The organism is Streptomyces sp. NPDC048172, from assembly GCF_043202595.1.
Classification (GTDB): Bacteria; Actinomycetota; Actinomycetes; order Streptomycetales; family Streptomycetaceae; genus Streptomyces.
On the sequence record NZ_JBIDAT010000002.1, the window covers coordinates 355,859 to 372,660 of the forward strand.

14 protein-coding genes and 1 tRNA gene are annotated in these 16,802 nt (G+C 70.5%); 7 read left to right on the forward strand and 8 right to left on the reverse strand.

From position 1 onward, the window contains the following. Positions 1–24: 24 nt before the first annotated feature. Positions 25–2,295 (reverse strand): MMPL family transporter, encoded by a 2,271-nt coding sequence (locus ACGF3A_RS10165; protein ID WP_393727835.1) that lies wholly within the window; start codon positions 2,293–2,295, stop codon positions 25–27. A 116-nt stretch (positions 2,296–2,411) separates the two neighbouring features. On the opposite strand from ACGF3A_RS10165, the gene ACGF3A_RS10170 reads away from it, so the two are divergent. Further along, entirely contained in the window at positions 2,412–3,032 is a 621-nt protein-coding gene (locus tag ACGF3A_RS10170) for a TetR/AcrR family transcriptional regulator (RefSeq protein ID WP_393727837.1), read from the forward strand. 572 nt (positions 3,033–3,604) lie between these two features. Here ACGF3A_RS10170 and ACGF3A_RS10175 read toward each other — a convergent pair. Continuing rightward, a tRNA-Leu gene (locus ACGF3A_RS10175) sits at positions 3,605–3,691 on the reverse strand. Between the two features lie 331 nt (positions 3,692–4,022). Here ACGF3A_RS10175 and ACGF3A_RS10180 point away from each other — a divergent pair. From ACGF3A_RS10180 to pknB, 6 genes are all read left to right on the forward strand, one after another. Continuing rightward, positions 4,023–4,913 (forward strand): FhaA domain-containing protein, encoded by an 891-nt coding sequence (locus ACGF3A_RS10180; protein WP_393727841.1) that lies wholly within the window; start codon positions 4,023–4,025, stop codon positions 4,911–4,913. A gap of 10 nt (positions 4,914–4,923) precedes the next feature. Next, entirely contained in the window at positions 4,924–5,436 is a 513-nt protein-coding gene (locus tag ACGF3A_RS10185) for an FHA domain-containing protein (protein ID WP_393727843.1), read from the forward strand. Between the two features lie 36 nt (positions 5,437–5,472). Continuing rightward, positions 5,473–7,200: a Stp1/IreP family PP2C-type Ser/Thr phosphatase gene (locus tag ACGF3A_RS10190; protein ID WP_393729074.1), complete on the forward strand. Its 1,728-nt coding sequence runs from the start codon at positions 5,473–5,475 to the stop codon at positions 7,198–7,200. Between the two features lie 14 nt (positions 7,201–7,214). Continuing rightward, complete coding sequence (locus tag ACGF3A_RS10195; protein WP_393727845.1) at positions 7,215–8,624, forward strand: FtsW/RodA/SpoVE family cell cycle protein; 1,410 nt, start codon at positions 7,215–7,217, stop codon at positions 8,622–8,624. Then, complete coding sequence (locus ACGF3A_RS10200; protein WP_393727847.1) at positions 8,621–10,105, forward strand: peptidoglycan D,D-transpeptidase FtsI family protein; 1,485 nt, start codon at positions 8,621–8,623, stop codon at positions 10,103–10,105. The genes ACGF3A_RS10195 and ACGF3A_RS10200 overlap by 4 nt, the downstream gene beginning before the upstream one ends. A gap of 153 nt (positions 10,106–10,258) precedes the next feature. After that, on the forward strand, positions 10,259–12,280 hold the full coding sequence (pknB, locus tag ACGF3A_RS10205) for a Stk1 family PASTA domain-containing Ser/Thr kinase (protein ID WP_393727849.1): 2,022 nt from the start codon (positions 10,259–10,261) through the stop codon (positions 12,278–12,280). A 69-nt stretch (positions 12,281–12,349) separates the two neighbouring features. On the opposite strand, the gene ACGF3A_RS10210 is transcribed toward pknB, so the two are convergent. From ACGF3A_RS10210 to ACGF3A_RS10235, 6 genes are read right to left on the reverse strand one after another with little or no spacing between them, the layout of a single operon-like run. Continuing rightward, on the reverse strand, positions 12,350–13,102 hold the full coding sequence (locus tag ACGF3A_RS10210; RefSeq protein WP_393727851.1) for a class E sortase: 753 nt from the start codon (positions 13,100–13,102) through the stop codon (positions 12,350–12,352). A gap of 48 nt (positions 13,103–13,150) precedes the next feature. Next, positions 13,151–14,422, reverse strand: a complete 1,272-nt coding sequence (locus ACGF3A_RS10215) for a class E sortase (protein WP_393727853.1) — start codon at positions 14,420–14,422, stop codon at positions 13,151–13,153. Then, positions 14,419–15,072, reverse strand: coding sequence for an aminodeoxychorismate/anthranilate synthase component II (locus tag ACGF3A_RS10220; protein WP_393727855.1), 654 nt, complete (start codon positions 15,070–15,072; stop codon positions 14,419–14,421). The genes ACGF3A_RS10215 and ACGF3A_RS10220 overlap by 4 nt, the downstream gene beginning before the upstream one ends. A gap of 5 nt (positions 15,073–15,077) precedes the next feature. Then, positions 15,078–15,239, reverse strand: coding sequence for a hypothetical protein (locus ACGF3A_RS10225; protein ID WP_393727857.1), 162 nt, complete (start codon positions 15,237–15,239; stop codon positions 15,078–15,080). Between the two features lie 45 nt (positions 15,240–15,284). Next, a complete protein-coding gene (locus tag ACGF3A_RS10230) occupies positions 15,285–16,019 on the reverse strand; it encodes a class E sortase (protein WP_393727859.1) in 735 nt (244 codons plus the stop codon). A gap of 12 nt (positions 16,020–16,031) precedes the next feature. Continuing rightward, a complete protein-coding gene (locus ACGF3A_RS10235; RefSeq protein ID WP_393727861.1) occupies positions 16,032–16,769 on the reverse strand; it encodes a DUF881 domain-containing protein in 738 nt (245 codons plus the stop codon). Positions 16,770–16,802 lie beyond the last annotated feature (33 nt).

Here is a 16,802-nt window from a genome sequence, read left to right on the forward strand (position 1 = left end):
GTCCGGGCGCCGGGGGCGGGGCGCTCAGCCCCGTACGGGGACGGAATCCGGAGCCCGCTCCTCCTGTCCGTGCTCCGGCTCCGGAGAGGCCGCGAGCTTCTCGCCCTCCATGTCCACGTGCGGCACGATCCGCCCCAGCCAGCCGGGGAACCACCACGCGGCCCGGCCCAGCAGCGCCATCACGGCGGGCACCAGCGCCATCCGTACGAGGAAGGCGTCGATGATCACGCCGACCGCGAGCGCGAAGCCGATGGGCTGGACGATCGGGTCGTGGCCGAAGGCGAAGCTGCCGAAGACCGCGATCATGATCAGCGCGGCGGCCGTCACCACCCGGGCCCCGTTGCCGAAGCCCGTCACGACGGCGTCGCGCGGGGCCGCGCCGTGCGCGCGTTCCTCCTTCATCCGGGAGACGAGGAAGAGCTGGTAGTCCATCGCCAGCCCGAACAGCACCCCGATGAGCAGGATCGGCAGGAAGCTGACGACGGGCCCGGTGCGCGCGACGGGGATCAGGTCGTTCAGCCAGCCCCACTGGTAGACGGCGACGACCGCGCCCAGCGAGGCGGCGACGCTCAGCAGGAAGCCGACGACCGCCTTGAGCGGGACGAGCACCGAGCGGAACGCGACGCCGAGCAGCAGCAGCGAGATCCCCACGATCACCAGCAGGAACGGCGGCAGCGCGTCGCCCAGCTTCCGTGACACGTCGATGTTGGCCGCCGTCGTGCCGGTGACGTCCAGCTCCATCCCGGCGGCGCGGGCCTTGCCGCGCTGGTCGCGCAGCTCGTCGACGAGGTCGGCGGTGGCCCGCGCGTCGGGCCCGGCCTCCGGGATCACGGGTACGGCCGCGAGGGTGCCGCCCTTGTCGAACGACGGCGGCAGGACGGCCGCGACCCCCGGCAGCTCCTCGATCTCCCGCGCGAAGCCGCCGACCGCGCGCCGCGGCCGTTCGGCCTTCTCCGCGTCCTTCGCGTCCTTCGCGTCCTTCGCGTCCTTCGCGTCCTTCGCGTCCTTCGCGTCCTTCGCGTCCAGGACGACGACGAGCGGCCCGTTGACGCCCTCCCCGAAACCCTCGCTGACCAGGTCGTACGCCTGACGCGGCCCGCTGTCCTCCGCGTGCGAGCCCGCGCTGGGCAGCCCCAGCCGCAGGTCCTTCGCCGGTACGGCCAGCACGCCGACGCCGACCAGGCACGCGAGCAGGACGAGCACGGGGCGCCGCGTGACGAACCGGGCCCAGCGCGTGCCGAGGGGGTCACCGCTCCGCTGCTTCCCCTCCTTCCCCGAGGTCCGACGGGCCTTCGGGGTCAGCCGCCGTCCCGCGTACCCCAGCAGCGCCGGGACGAGCGTGACCGCGACCAGTACGGCGACGACCACGGCACCCGCCGCCGCGAGGCCCATCACCGTGAGGAACGGCACCCCGGCCACCGCGAGCCCCGCGAGCGCGACGACGACGGTGGCGCCCGCGAAGACGACGGCGCTGCCCGCCGTGCCGTTGGCGCGGGCCGCGGCCTCGCCGGGCTCCATGCCCTCGGCGAGGTTCTGCCGGTGGCGGGAGACGATGAACAGGGCGTAGTCGATGCCGACGGCCATGCCGATCATCAGGGCCAGCACGGGCGCGGTGGAGATGATCTCGAAGGGCCCGGTGAGGGCCAGCAGCCCCGCCATGCCGACCCCGACGCCGATGAACGCGGTGGCGATCGGCAGCCCGGCGGCGATCAGCGAGCCGAAGGTGATGAGCAGCACGACGACCGCGACGGCGACCCCGATCGCCTCGCCGCCGTCGACCTGCACGGCGGGCGTATAGGCGTCGCCGCCGAATTCGACGTCGAGCCCGGCGTCCCGCGCGGGCCCGGTGGCCGCGTCGCGCACGGCGTCCTTCGGCCCGTCGCCGAGGTCGGCGGCCTTGGTGTCGAAGACGACCTGCGCGAGGGCGATCCGCCCGTCCCGCGAGACGGTCTTCGCCTCGAACGGCTCGGCGACCGAGCCGACCCCGTCGGCCTTCCCCATCTCCCGTACGGCCTCGCCGACCGCGGCACGGGCCTCGGGGGTGGCCAGGCTCCTGCCCTTCCCCGCGTCGAAGACGACCTGGCCCGAGGCGTGCGCGTAGGAGGGCAGCTCGTCCTGGATGCGGTCCAGCGTGCGCTGCGCCTCGGTGCCGGGGACCCGGAACTCGTCGCTGGTCTGCCCCGCCCACGCGGCCGCGGCGCCGCCGAGGGCGAGGAGGAGGGCGAGCCAGAGGGTGAGGACGGCCGTGCGGCGGCGATGGCACCACCGGGCCAGTCGGTAGAGGGCAGTGGCCATGAGGGACGCCTCCGTACAGATGCGCGCGGAACGGATCCCGGACACTGTACGCACGACTTAGTCACTCGACCAAGTCAAGAGACAAGGTCGCTCACTCGTATCGCTACTCTGACCCCATGGCCCACATCTCCGCCGCCGAGCGGCGTCCGCAACTCGTCCAGGCCGCCATCGACCTCATGGCCCGCGAGGGCGTCGAGGCCGGGAGCACCCGCGCCATCGCCGCGGAGCTGGGCGTCGCGCAGGCGACGGTGCACTACGTCTTCGGCTCCAAGCAGGACCTCTACCGCGCCGTCATCGAGCACATGACCGGCGAGCTCGTCGACCGCGTCCGGGGCGCGGCGCACTCCGACGACACCTTCGAGCGGTCGATCAGGCGGATGGCGGGGGCACTGTGGGAGGGCATGCGCGAGCAGCCCCGGCGCAGCCTGCTGCACACCGAGCTGTCCACGTACGCGCTGCGCTCGCCCGAGCTGCGCGAGGTGCTGCGGGACTTCCAGCGGAGGATGGAGGAGACGGCGGCCTCGCTGCTCACCGAGACGGCGGCGCGCTCGGGCCGGACCCCGGCCGAGGACCCCCTGGTCGTCGCCCGCTTCTTCCTGGCGGGGCTGGACGGGATCGAGCAGCGCTATCTGCTGATGTCCGACGGCACGGACGAGAGCGACGCCGCCGCCACCGACGACCTCGACCGCCTCGTGACGGCGGTGCTGCGGCTCGCGGGGGTCGGCGGGGAGGAGTGACCCCGGTGCCACGGAGAGCTATGGGCGCTACGGGCCCTACGGGAGCCACGGGCGCTACGGAGCCACGGGCGCTACGGGCGCTACGGTCCGCCGCGGCGCCGGACGACGGCGCTCCGTCGAAGCGCCCGGCCCCGTACGGCACTTGACGGCGGCCCCGGAGCGCGGCTCCGGACGCCGCGGCGTCCCGGTCGTACGGAAAAGCGGCGGTTCCGCCTCCGGCACCGTGACGACCGTCTCCTCCGCGCCGGCCGGTACGGAGCGGTGGACGGCCGCGACAGGCCGCCGCTTTCCGGCCACGAAGCTGGCCGAGGGCCGTCCAGGCCCACCGGAACCGGGTGCGGAACGGGCCGCGAAGGGCTCGTGGCCGACGCGTAGCCGCCCGGTTACCTCCTGGCACCGGGACACCCGTCCGGCGCACGCGGGTGAACTCCCGCGCCGTCCGACCGCGTTGAGCACCGCCCGGGCGGACCGTCACGCGGCCACTGCTCTGCGTGACCGCGGGGCGGCTGTGCGAGCGGATACGAAAGAAGCCCCTCCACTCAACGTTTCCGCTGATCGGAGGGGCTTCTCTGTGGTGCGCGAGGGGGGAGTTGAACCCCCACGTCCTTTCGGACACTGGAACCTGAATCCAGCGCGTCTGCCTATTCCGCCACCCGCGCAATGGGTGAGTCGGAGGTACCGGTGCGGGCGCCTGCCGACATCCAGAAGATTAGCACGGTGCGGGGGGTGGACTCACATCCGTATTCGAAGGCCCTGGGAGACACTCGGCACAGCGCCCCTACGATCCATGCGAAGGTGTGGAGCGTGGTCCGGCGCACTGTGAGGGGCAACACTTGGGCACAGGGCCCCAGCAGGGAACCAGTCGTTTTCCCCGCGCGTGGATACGATCAGTAAGCAGTACCGCAGACGCGGCGTGCGCGCGCCCGGGAGACACTGGGAGACGCACCGCGGACGCACTAGGTCCGAGGGCATCTGGGAAGGAGGTGCACCGTGGGAGTTCTGAAGCGCTTCGAGCAGCGACTCGAAGGTCTCGTCAACGGCACCTTCGCGAAGGTGTTCAAGTCCGAAGTGCAGCCCGTGGAGATCGCGGGCGCCCTCCAACGCGAATGCGACAACAACGCCACCATCTGGAACCGTGAGCGGACGGTCGTGCCCAACGACTTCATCGTCGAGCTGAGCGCTCCCGACTACGAGCGCCTCAGCCCCTACTCGGGGCAGCTCGGCGACGAACTCTCGGGCATGGTCCGTGACTACGCGAAGCAGCAGCGCTACACCTTCATGGGCCCCATCAAGGTCCACCTGGAGAAGGCGGAGGACCTCGACACGGGCCTCTACCGCGTGCGCAGCCGCACCCTCGCGTCCAGCACCTCGCAGCAGCCGCCGCGCGGCGGCCCCGGGGGACCCGGCGGTCCTGGCGGCCCCAGCGGTCCTGGCGGCCCCGGAAGCCCCGGCGGCCAGGGAGGCCCCGCGGGGCCCGGTGGCGCGCCCGGAGCGGGTCCGACGGTGGGCGGTTACCCTCCCCGTCCCCCCTCCGCACCCGCGGCCCCCTCCGCCCCGCCGGCGTACGCTCCCGGCGCGGGCGGTCCGCTGCCGGGCGCCCAGACACGGCGCTGGATCGAGATCAACGGCACACGGCACCAGATCTCCGGGCCCACCCTGGTCCTGGGGCGCAGCACCGAGGCCGACGTACGCATCGACGACCCCGGTGTCTCGCGCCGTCATTGCGAGATCCGGGCCGGAAATCCGCCCTCGATCCAGGATCTGGGCTCCACAAACGGAATCGTGGTAGACGGACAGCACACCACGCGCGCTACGCTCCGCGACGGCTCACGCGTTGTCGTGGGCAGCACCACGATCATTTACCGGCAAGCCGAAGGGTGAAGCGGGGGCAATGTCAGAGCTGACCCTCACGGTCATGCGGTTGGGGTTTCTGGCCGTACTGTGGCTGTTCGTCATCGTGTCCGTCCAGGTCATCAGGAGTGACCTGTTCGGCACCCGCGTGACCCAGCGTGCCGCGCGCCGCGCCGAGGGCCAGCGCCCGCAGCAGCGGCAGGCGCAGCAGCAGCGGCCCCAGCAGGACCGCCGCCGCCAGCGCGGCGGCGGGCGCAACGCGCCCACCAAGCTGGTCGTGTCCGAAGGCTCGCTGACCGGGACGACCGTCGCCCTCCAGGGGCAGACGATCTCGCTCGGCCGCGCGCACGATTCCACGATCGTGCTGGACGACGACTACGCGTCCAGCAGGCATGCCAGGATCTACCCGGACCGTGACGGCCAGTGGATCGTCGAGGACCTCGGGTCGACCAACGGCACGTATCTCGACAGGACCCGGCTCACCACACCGACGCCGATCCCGCCCGGAGCGCCGATCCGTATCGGCAAGACGGTCATCGAGCTGCGGAAGTAGTACCGACATGACGACCGGAGGGTGGGCACCGTGCGGATGTACCCGGAGCCGACGGGCGAGGTGCGCATGAGCCTGTCACTGCGCTTTGCCGCCGGATCACACGACGGCATGATCCGCGAGCACAACGAGGACTCGGGCTACGCCGGTCCACGGCTGCTCGCGGTCGCCGACGGGATGGGCGGCCAGGCCGCCGGAGAGGTCGCCTCGTCCGAGGTGATCTCCGCGATGGTCCAGCTGGACGAGGACATTCCCGGGTCCGACATCCTCACCTCCCTCGGCACCGCCGTGCAGCGCGCCAACGATCAGCTCCGCCTCATGGTCGAGGAGGACCCGCAGCTGGAGGGCATGGGCACCACGCTCACCGCCCTGCTGTGGACGGGCCAGCGGCTCGGGCTCGTGCACGTCGGCGACTCCCGCGCGTACCTGCTGCGCGACGGGCAGATCTCGCAGATCACCCAGGACCACACCTGGGTGCAGCGGCTGGTGGACGAGGGCCGGATCACCGAGGAAGAGGCCACGACGCACCCGCAGCGCTCGCTGCTGATGCGCGCGCTGGGCAGCGGCGACCACGTCGAGCCGGACCTCTCGATCCGCGAGGTCCGCGCGGGCGACCGCTATCTGCTCTGCTCGGACGGGCTCTCGGGCGTCGTCTCGGAGCAGACGCTGGAGGACACGCTCGCCAGCTACCAGGGGCCGCAGGAGACCGTCCAGGACCTGATCCAGCTCGCGCTGCGCGGCGGCGGTCCCGACAACATCACCTGCATCGTGGCCGACGTCCTCGACGTCGAGCACGACGACAGCCTGGCCGGGCAGCTCAACGACACCCCGGTCATCGTCGGCGCCGTCGCCGAGAACCAGCAGCCGCTGGGCGGCGACCCCGGCACGCTGCGCACCCCCGCGGCGCGCGCCGCGGAGCTCGGCAGAGGCGCGGCCCAGGGCGTGCCGCCGCAGCACGGGCCGGACGGGGGCGCGCCGGAGGGCTTCGGGCCGCCCGGCAGCGACCCGGGCATGGCCTCCCCCGCGGGCGCCTTCGGGCCGTACACCGACGAGGACTTCACCAAGCCCGGCGGCAAGCGCCGCTGGGTCAAGCGCTCCCTGTGGATCGCGGTGGCCCTGGCCGTGGTCGGCGGCGGGCTCTACGGGGGCTGGACCTGGACGCAGTCCCAGTACTACGTGGGGTCCAACGACGAGCACGTCGCGCTCTACCGCGGCATCAGCCAGGAGCTGGCGGGCGTCAAGCTGAACGACGTGTACCAGGACCGCCCCGAGATCGAACTCAAGTACCTCCCGCTGTTCCAGCGCAAGCAGGTCCAGGAGACCATCGCGCTCAACAGCAAGGGCGAGGCCGAGGACAAGATCAAGGAACTGGGCGCCCAGGCCGAGGTCTGCAAGATCGTCGCGGAGCAGAAGCAGCAGCCCAAGAAGCCGGAGAAGCCCGGCAAGGGTGACAAGGGCGGCAAGGGCGGCAAGGGCGACCGGGACAGCGCGACGAGCAGGGAAGAGCAGAACAGGCCCGGGGACGCGGGCAGGAAGAGCGACGGACAGGGCACCGGGACGAACAGCAGCACGGGCACAGGCACCGGTGCCGGTACCGGTACCGGTACCGGTACCGGCACCACGACCCAGCTGATGTTCGCCTCAGCACTCACGTCCGGCTCCAACCACGACAGCACGCGCGCGAGCGACAGCTCCGGCTCTCCGTCACCCGGCCCCCGGCTCACGGAGAAACAGCAGGAGCTCGCCAAGCAGTGCACCGCGCCGTAGGGGGCAGCACAGGCATGAGCAGCAATCTCACCAACACCGGCAGCAATACCACGGTGTCCTCCGGCGGCCTGCCGAGCCGCCGCAACACCGAGCTGGCGATGCTCGTCTTCGCGGTGCTGATCCCGGTCTTCGCCTACGCCAACGTGGGCCTGGCCAAGGAGGACTCGCTCCCCGCCGGGATGCTCGGCTACGGCCTGGGGCTCGGCCTGCTCGCGGGCGTCGCGCACCTCGTCGTACGCCGCTGGGCGCCGTACGCCGACCCGCTGATGCTGCCCATCGCCACGCTCCTCAACGGGCTCGGGCTGGTGCTGATCTGGCGGCTCGACCAGGAGCCCGCCGTCACCACCGACGCGACGGGCGGCCCTGCGGCACCGACCCAGCTGATGTGGTCCACGCTCGCCGTGGCGCTCTTCGTGATGGTGCTGGTCTTCCTCAAGGACCACCGCATCCTGCAGCGCTACACCTACATCTCGATGGCGGTGGCGCTGGTCCTGCTGGCGGCCCCGATCTTCTTCCCGGCCAAGAACGGCGCGAAGATCTGGATCACCATCCCCGGCGTCGGCTCGCTCCAGCCGGGCGAGTTCGCGAAGATCATCCTCGCGGTCTTCTTCGCGGGCTATCTCATGGTCAAGCGGGACGCGCTCGCGCTCGCCTCGCGCCGCTTCATGGGGATGTACCTCCCGCGCGGCCGCGACCTGGGCCCGATCATCGCGGTCTGGGCGATCAGCCTGATGATCCTCGTCTTCGAGACCGACCTGGGCACCTCGCTGCTCTTCTTCGGCCTCTTCGTCGTGATGCTGTACGTCGCGACGGAACGCACGAGCTGGATCGTCTTCGGTCTGACGATGTCCGTCGTCGGCGCCGTGGCCGTCGCCAGCTTCGAGCCGCACGTCCAGGGCCGTGTCAACGACTGGCTCGACCCCATGCAGGCCTTCAAGGACGGCTCCGAGCAGCCGATGCAGGCGCTGTGGGCCTTCGGCTCCGGCGGCACGCTGGGCTCCGGACTCGGCCAGGGCTACTCCCGCCTCATCGGCTTCGCCGCCAAGAGCGACTACATCTTCGGCACCGTCGGCGAAGAGCTCGGCCTGTGCGGCGTGATGGCGATCCTGCTGCTGTACGGACTGATCTGCGAGCGCGGCATCCGTACGGCGCTGGCGGCCCGTGACCCCTTCGGCAAGCTCCTCGCCGTGGGCCTCGCCTCCGCGTTCGGCCTCCAGGTCTTCATCGTGGCGGGCGGCGTGATGGGCCTCATCCCGCTGACGGGCATGACGATGCCCTTCATCGCGCAAGGTGGTTCGTCCGTGGTCGCCAACTGGGCCCTCATCGCGATCCTGTTGAAGATCAGCGACACGGCCCGGCGCCCAGCGCCCTCACCAGCTCCCTCACCCGACGCCGAGATGACCCAGGTGGTGCGTCCTTCGTGAACAAGCCGCTGCGCCGCATCGCGATCTTCTGCGGCCTGCTCACCCTGGCCCTGCTGATCCGCGACAACTGGATCCAGTTCGTCCAGGCCGACGAGCTGAAGGAGCACCCGAAGAACCGCCGGGTCGCCATCGAGCGCTACTCCCAGCCCCGGGGCAACATCATCGTCGACGGCAAGTCCGTCACGGGCTCGACCGAGGTCAAGGGCAAGGTCGTCGACTTCAAGTACAAGCGGACGTACAAGAACGGCAAGCTCTGGTCGCCCATAACGGGATACGCCTCGCAGGCGTTCGGCGCCAACCAGCTGGAGAAGCTGTACGACCCGATCCTCACCGGCAACGACGACCGGCTCTTCTTCAACCGCACCATCGACATGCTCACCGGCAAGCAGCAGAAGGGCGGCAACGTCGTCACGACGCTGAACGCCAAGGCGCAGAAGGCCGCCTACGACGCGCTCGGTGACAGCAAGGGCGCCGTCGCGGCGATCAACCCGAAGACCGGCGCGATCCTGGCCCTCGCCAACAAGCCCTCCTACGACCCCTCGACGTTCGCCGGGATGGGCGAGGAGGACAGCAAGGCGTTCAACGGGCTGCAGAAGAAGAACAACGCGGACGACCCGACGCTCAACCGGGCCCTGCGCCAGACCTACCCGCCCGGTTCGACCTTCAAGGTCGTCACCGCGGCGGCGGGCCTGGAGAGCGGCGACTACGACCTCGACGGCAAGACCGACTCCGAGGTCCCGTACAAGCTGCCGCAGTCCTCCAGCGAGTTGGGCAACGAGGGCAACAACCCGGCCTGCAAGGACGCCTCCGTCCGGGTCGCGCTCCAGTGGTCGTGCAACACCGTCTTCGCGAAGATGAGCGACAAGCTCGGCAACGAGGACATGATGGACCAGGCCGAGAAGTTCGGCTTCAACCGCGACCTCGACGACGACTCGCAGGACACCCCGGTCCGCCCGGCGCAGAGCATCTACCCCAAGGACAACCGCCCGCAGAACGCCCAGGCGGGCATCGGCCAGGCATCGAACCGCGCCACCCCGCTGCAGATGGCCATGGTCGCCGCCGCCATCGCCAACGACGGCAAGCTCATGAAGCCCTACATGGTCGACCAGCTCGTCGCGCCCAACCTCAACGTCGTCGAGCAGACCAAGCCCAAGGAGCTGAGCCAGGCGGTCTCCCCGGAGAACGCCCAGAAGCTCCAGGACGGCATGGAGACCGTCGTGAAGGAGGGCACCGGCAAGCCGGGCGAGATCCCCGGCGTCACGGTGGGCGGCAAGACCGGTACCGCGCAGCACGGCGAGAACAACAAGGACAACCCGTACGCCTGGTTCATCTCCTACGCGAAGGACGGTGACGGCTCACCGGTCGCCGTCGCTGTCGTAGTGGAGAGCTCGGACACACTTCGCAGCGACATCGCGGGCGGCAAGCTGGCGGCGCCCGTGGCGAAGGCCGTGATGCAGGCCGTCCTCGACGGGAAGCAGTGACGCACGTACGACCGCGGTGGTGACGTCCGTCACCATGGCCGCACCAGGCCCGCCGGGACGGCGGGTACCGTATGCCGAGCAGCACACCGCCGTGTCGTAGCCCGGACGTTCACCACGCGCCGCGGCACGGAAGACCGGAGAGGGCTGGAGACTATGGAAGAGCCGCGTCGCCTCGGCGGCCGGTACGAGCTGGGCTCGGTGCTCGGCCGGGGAGGAATGGCCGAGGTCTATCTCGCCCAGGACACCCGGCTGGGCCGTACGGTCGCGGTGAAGACGCTCCGCGTCGACCTCGCCCGCGACCCGTCGTTCCAGGCCCGCTTCCGCCGCGAAGCCCAGTCGGCCGCCTCGCTCAACCACCCCGCCATCGTCGCCGTGTACGACACCGGCGAGGACATGGTCGAGGACGCCCCCGGCAACCCCGGCGTCTCCATCCCGTACATCGTGATGGAGTACGTCGACGGCTCGACCCTCCGTGAGCTGCTCCACTCCGGGCGCAAGCTGCTGCCCGAGCGGTCGATGGAGATGTGCGTCGGCATCCTCCAGGCGCTGGAGTACAGCCACCGCAACGGCATCGTGCACCGCGACATCAAGCCCGCGAACGTCATGCTGACGCGCAACGGCCAGGTCAAGGTGATGGACTTCGGCATCGCCCGCGCCATGGGCGACTCCGGCATGACCATGACGCAGACCTCCGCCGTGATCGGCACCGCGCAGTACCTCTCGCCCGAGCAGGCCAAGGGCGAGTCCGTCGACTCCCGCTCCGACCTCTACTCCACGGGCTGTCTGCTGTACGAGCTGCTGACCGTACGGCCGCCGTTCGTCGGCGACTCCCCGGTCGCGGTCGCGTACCAGCACGTCCGCGAGGAGGCCCAGCCGCCCAGCGCCTTCGATCCCGAGATCACGTCCGAGATGGACGCGATCGTGATGAAGGCCCTGGTCAAGGACCCGGATTACCGCTATCAGTCGGCCGACGAGATGCGCGCCGACATCGAGGCGTGCCTCGACGGCCAGCCCGTCGCCGCCACCGCCGCGATGGGCGCCGTCGGCTACGGCGGCTACCCCGACGACCAGCCCACCGCCGCGCTGCGCCCGCAGGACCCGCAGACCTCGATGCTGCCGCCCATGCGCGCCGAGGACGGGGGCTACTACGACGAGCCGCGCGGCCGCCGGGGAGCGCCCCGCAAGAGCCGCGTCTCGACGATCCTGCTGATCCTCGCCCTGATCCTGGTGCTGGTCGGCGCGGTCTTCGTGGGCAAGGCGCTGCTGAGCAACCCCTCGGACAAGCCCGAGGTGCCGAACGTGGCGGGGCTCTCGCTCACCGAGGCCAAGAAGAACATGCAGAACTCCAGCCTCAAGGGGACCGAGGGCAAGAAGGTCTTCTGCGAGAAGAAGAAGGGCACCGTCTGCCGGACGGATCCGGCGGCGGGCAAGGAGGTCGAGCGGGACAGCACGGTCACCCTCCTGATGTCGAAGGGCTCCAAGGACGCGGCGCCCCGCAGCGTCCCCGACGTCGAGGGCAAGATCTTCGCCGACGCCAAGCAGGAGCTGAGCGAGGCGGGCTTCAAGGTCGCCAAGAAGCGCCAGGAGTCCTCGTCCGAGCCCGCGGGCACGGTCACCGCGCAGTCGCCCGGCGGCGACGAGAAGGCCCCCAAGGGCTCGACCGTCACCCTCACCGTGGCCGCCGAGTCCCGGCCCACCGTGCCGGACGTCGTCGGCAAGAGCTACGCCGAGGCCGAGACGCAGCTGGTCGGCGAGGGCTTCAAGGTGGCCAAGGAGGAGAAGGACGACGGCTCCAAGCCCGCGGGCACGGTGCTGAGCATGAGCCCCGAGGCCAACACCAAGCACACCGAGGGCACCGAGGTCACCCTCACCGTGGCCAAGGCTCCCGACGACGAGCCCGCGACCGTCCCGGACGTCACCAACCAGAAGCTGGGTGACGCGAAGGGCGCGATGGAGGACGCCGGGTTCGCCGTGGGCAACATCATGGGCCCGCAGGAGGACGAGGCGATCGTCGTCTCGACCAACCCGGGCGCCAACACCGAGGGCAAGAAGGGCGACAAGGTCGACATCGTCACCCGCCCGGCCGGTCCCGACGAGGGCGACGGCGGGGACGAGGGCGGCGGCCTCTTCGGCGGCGGCCACGGCGGTGACCACGGCGGCTGGGGCGGCGACTGAGCGGCCCGTGACGAGGGTTCTCCAGGGGCGTCCCGTCAGGGGCGCCCCTGACCCGTTCAGCTGACCCGTTTAGCGGAGCTCCTTCGGCGGGGTCCGCTTCTCGTCGACGTCGGCGGTGCGGACCAGCTCGCCCCAGACGACGTACCGGTAGCGCGAGGTGTAGACCGGTGTGCAGGTCGTCAGCGTGATGTAGCGTCCGGCCTTCTTCTTGCCGGACTCCTTCGGGACGTCGTCCAGGACGTTCACGTTGAACTTCGAGGTCTGCGGCAGGATCGCGTAGACCTTGTAGACGAACCAGGTGTTCTTCGTCTCGAAGACGACCGGGTCCCCCTTGTCGATCTTGTCGATCCTGTGGAACTTGGCGCCGTGCCCGTCGCGGTGCGCGGCCAGCGAGAAATTGCCCGACTGGTCCTGGGGGAGGGCCGACTTCACCGGCTCGGTGTAGTACCCCGCGATGCCCTGGTTGAGCTCCTTGGGGTCCGTGCCCTTCTTCACCAGGATGTCGTCCGAGGTCATCGACGGGACGTGCAGGAAGCCGATGCCGTCCTTGGTGTCGAGCCCGCCGGGGCCCCGGTCCTGCGCCCAGTGGTCCCTGACCTTGTCGCCCTCGCGCTTCGCCTCACGATCCGCGAGCACATTCGTCCACCACAGTGAATAGACCACGAAGAGGGCGAGCACGAGGCCCGCCGTGATGAGCAGCTCGCCGAGGATCCCGACGGCCATGGCCGTCCGGCTCCGGCCTCCTCCTGACCCCTTCTTCCCCGGGGTGGGTTCGCCGTCCGCCGGTGCCGAGGCCCGCTCGTCCTGCCTGGTCCCTGTCACCGCGTACCGCCCGTCTCCGCTGCCGCTCAGCCGCCGACCGGCCCTCGGTCAGTCGACGAGAGCGTCCGGTTTCCCCTTGTCGCGCGGACGCTCGTCCATCATTTTGCCCCAGACGATCAGACGGTACTTCGACGTGAATTCCGGGGTACAGGTGGTCAGCGTGACGTAGCGGCCCGGCTTGCGGAAGCCGGACTGCTCAGGAACCGGGTCGATCACGCTCGTATTGGACGGGGACGTGGAGGGGAGCTGACGGGTGACCTTGTACGTGTAGTACGTGCTCTCGGTCTCGACGACGACCTGGTCGCCCGCCTCCAGCTTGTTGATGTACCGGAACGGTTCGCCGTGGGTGTTGCGGTGCGCGGCGAGCGAGAAGTTGCCCTTCTTGTCCCAGGGCATCGCCGTCTTCAGGGGCTTCTCGCCGTAGTGCCCGACCATGCCCTTGTCGAGCACGGCGCTCTTGGAGACGCCCTCGGCGATCGGCGCCTTGATGCCGATCTTCGGGATGTGGATGATCGCGAAGCCCTCGCCGGGCTTGAACGCGCCCGCCTTGCGCGCCGGGTCCACCCCCTTCTTCGCCGCCTTCGCCTTGCCGTCGCCCCACTGCTCCTGGAGGTCCGAGGCGGCGCCCCCGGCCTGCTGGCCCGCACGGATGTTCGTCCACCAGAGCTGGTACGCCACGAAGAGCAGCATCAGCACGCCGAAGGTGATGAAGACCTCGCCGATGAAACGGCTGGCTATGATCCCCGGCCCCGGCTTCTTCGCCCGCTCGGCCCGCAGCCGCTCCAGCCGCGTGGGCCCCGAGGGCCGCTCGGCACGGGGGGTATCGACGCGGGGCGGCGGTACGGGCGCCTGCTGGTACTGCTGCTGCCGGCGCCGCGCCAGCTCCTCGGCGCGCGGCTGCCGCAGCCCCATCGTCCGCCGGTCGGGCTCGGGCGGCGCCTCGTACGCCTCGTAGGGCTCGTAGGGCTGCTGATACGGCTGCTGGTACGGCTGCTCGTACTGCTGGGGCTGCGGGTACTGGTCGTACTGCTGCCCGTACTGCTGCTCGTACGGCTGCTGAGGCTCCTGGTACTGCTGGGGCTGCGGCTGCGCGTACTGCTGGGGCTGCTGCGGCTGCTGGCCCGGCAGGGGGTCCGTGAGGGGGTCGTGGAGGCCGTCCACGACCGCGCGGTACTGGTCGCTGTACGGGTCTCCGTGCGGGTCGTACTGCCCGGCGGGGTCGGGGACGCGATACGGATCCGCTCCGTACGGGTCGCCTCCGTAAGGCTCGCCGTAAGGATCCCCGTACGCACCCTCGTTCTCCGGGCGCACGGCCGTCACCCCGTGACCGTCCCCAGACCGACCGCCCGCGCGACCCCCGTGAGATGTCCGGAGCGGTCCATCGCCCCGGCGTCCCCGCACTCGATCAGCCAGTTCGCCAGCATCCGGTGGCCCCACTCGGTGAGCACGGACTCCGGGTGGAACTGGACGCCCTCGACGGCCAGTTCGCGGTGGCGGACGCCCATCACCAGGCCGCCGTCCGTCCAGGCGGTCACGGTCAGCTCGTCCGGCACCGTGTCCGGGCGGACGGCGAGGGAGTGGTAGCGGGTCGCGGTGAAGGGGGAGGGCAGCCCGGCGAAGACCCCGGCGCCCTCGTGGGCGACGGAGGAGGTCTTGCCGTGCAGCAGTTCGGGGGCGCGCTCGACGACTCCGCCGTACGCCACGGCCATCGACTGCATCCCCAGGCAGACCCCGAAGACGGGCAGGCCGCGCGCCGCGCAGTGCCGGACCATCTCGACGCAGACCCCGGCCTGCTCGGGGGTGCCGGGGCCCGGCGAGAGGAGGACGCCGTCGAAGCCCGCGTCGGCGTGGCCGAGTTCGACCTCGTCGTTGCGGACGACCTCGCACTCGGCGCCGAGTTGGTAGAGGTACTGGACGAGGTTGAAGACGAAGCTGTCGTAGTTGTCCACGACCAGGATGCGCGCGGTCATGACCTTCAGGCTCCGTCCACGGTGACGTTGTTGAACGGCAGCAGGGGCTCCGCCCACGGGAACACGTACTGGAACAGCAGGAAGACGACCCCGGCCACGAGCACCAGCGAAATCAGCGCACGCACGATGGCGTTGCCCGGCAGGTGCCGCCAGATCCAGCCGTACATCCCTCGGTGCCGTCCTTTCTCTCTGTCCCGTCCCAGACTACGGCGTCACCGGCGCAGCGCGGCCGGCTTCCCCTCAGCGGCCGGACGGGTGCCGTCCAGACGCGCCCAGGCGATGAGCCGGTGGCTGCTGCCCCACTCTGGATCACAGGTCGTAAGAGTGAGGTAACGACCGGCTTCGCGGAAGGGCGCCGCTGCGGGGTCGAGCGGCTCGGGCACCGTGTCGAGGACACCGGTGTCACTGGGCAGCGTCCGGTAGGGGCGCCGGGTGACGGTGTACGTGTACCAGGTGCGGCCGTCGGTCACCACGACCGGATCGCCGGGGCGGAGCGCCGGGAAGTCCTTGAACGGGTCGCCGTACGTGCGCCGGTGCCCGGCGACGGCGAAGTTGCCCTTCTCACCGAGGCGGGAGGTGCGGGGGTAGTGGCCGAGGCCCTTGCGCAGGGTGCCCTCGGCGGTGTTCTGGAGGACGGGGCGTGACCAGTCGCGGCCGAAGCGCGGGATGTACATCACGGCGAACGACTTCCCGTCCTCGTACGCGCGGGAGCCGGGGTCTCCGGCGGCGGTGTTCGCCGTGTCCTCCGAGCCATTCGAGCCCTTCGAGCCGTCCTGCCCGACGGGGCCCTGGGCCCAGCTGTCCTGGAGGCGTTCGATCTCGCCGTCCGAGGCGTTGTCGGCGCGTATCCCCGTCCAGTAGAGGAGATAGACAACGAACAGGACGATCAGGACGCCGATGGTGATGCACAGTTCGCTGACGCTTCGGACGACCGCTCGTAACGTCACTACCGCACTCGCTCACTCCAGGGGCTTGGCGTGCTGGAGATCCACTGTGCCGGAGTAGCCGGGAAGAGTCACCGCCTTGTGCTCGTCGACTTTCCAGCCGAGGCCGTAGGCGTCCACGTACTCCATGTAGTTCTTGATCGCGGGCGCGGAGTCGAGCGTCTCGCTGAGCTTGCCCGGGTCGCCGACGGCGGTGATCTTGTACGGCGGCGAGTAGACCCGGCCCTGGAGGATCAGGGTGTTGCCGACGCAGCGCACGGCGCTGGTCGAGATCAGCCGCTGGTCCATGATCTTGATGCCCTTGGCGCCGCCCTTCCACAGGGCGTTGACCACGGCCTGGAGGTCCTGCTGGTGGATCACGAGGTCGTTGGGCTCGGGGTCGGGGAGCCCGGGGACCTTCGCCGTCGCGTTGGTCGGGGCGTCGTCGAGCGTGACGCTCAGCCCGGAGCCGGAGACCTTGCGGGTGCCCGCGGCCTTCTCCAGGTCGCCGAGCTCCCGCTTCTGCGCCGAGGTGCTGCCGTCGTCGCGCTGCGCGAGGCCGTCGACCTGGCGGCGGAGGGAGGCGGCCGAGCTGTCGAGCGCCTCGTTCTTGCGGCTGCGCTCCTGGATCAGGTCGGAGAGGCGCAGCATCGAATCGTCGCTGCGGATGTTCGTCCCTTGCGCGGTGTTGAAGCTGACCCAGAAGATGAGTCCGGCCAGGGCGAACACCCCGAGTGCGGCCAGCCGCGCAGGCCGGAAGAGCGATCTGGTCACCGTACCCTTGTCTCCCTCAGCGCCGGGGAAGCA

What these genes read in the sequence shown, in the direction of transcription:
- ACGF3A_RS10170 (WP_393727837.1), top strand. Translation starts at nt 2,412, where the DNA reads ATGGCCCACATCTCCGCCGCCGAGCGGCGTCCGCAACTCGTCCAGGCC.
- ACGF3A_RS10225 (WP_393727857.1), bottom strand. Translation starts at nt 15,239, where the DNA reads ATGTACGGCTGGATCTGGCGGCACCTGCCGGGCAACGCCATCGTGCGT.
- ACGF3A_RS10185 (WP_393727843.1), top strand. Translation starts at nt 4,924, where the DNA reads ATGTCAGAGCTGACCCTCACGGTCATGCGGTTGGGGTTTCTGGCCGTA.
- ACGF3A_RS10220 (WP_393727855.1), bottom strand. Translation starts at nt 15,072, where the DNA reads ATGACCGCGCGCATCCTGGTCGTGGACAACTACGACAGCTTCGTCTTC.
- ACGF3A_RS10190 (WP_393729074.1), top strand. Translation starts at nt 5,473, where the DNA reads ATGTACCCGGAGCCGACGGGCGAGGTGCGCATGAGCCTGTCACTGCGC.
- ACGF3A_RS10165 (WP_393727835.1), bottom strand. Translation starts at nt 2,295, where the DNA reads ATGGCCACTGCCCTCTACCGACTGGCCCGGTGGTGCCATCGCCGCCGC.
- ACGF3A_RS10195 (WP_393727845.1), top strand. Translation starts at nt 7,215, where the DNA reads ATGAGCAGCAATCTCACCAACACCGGCAGCAATACCACGGTGTCCTCC.
- pknB (WP_393727849.1), top strand. Translation starts at nt 10,259, where the DNA reads ATGGAAGAGCCGCGTCGCCTCGGCGGCCGGTACGAGCTGGGCTCGGTG.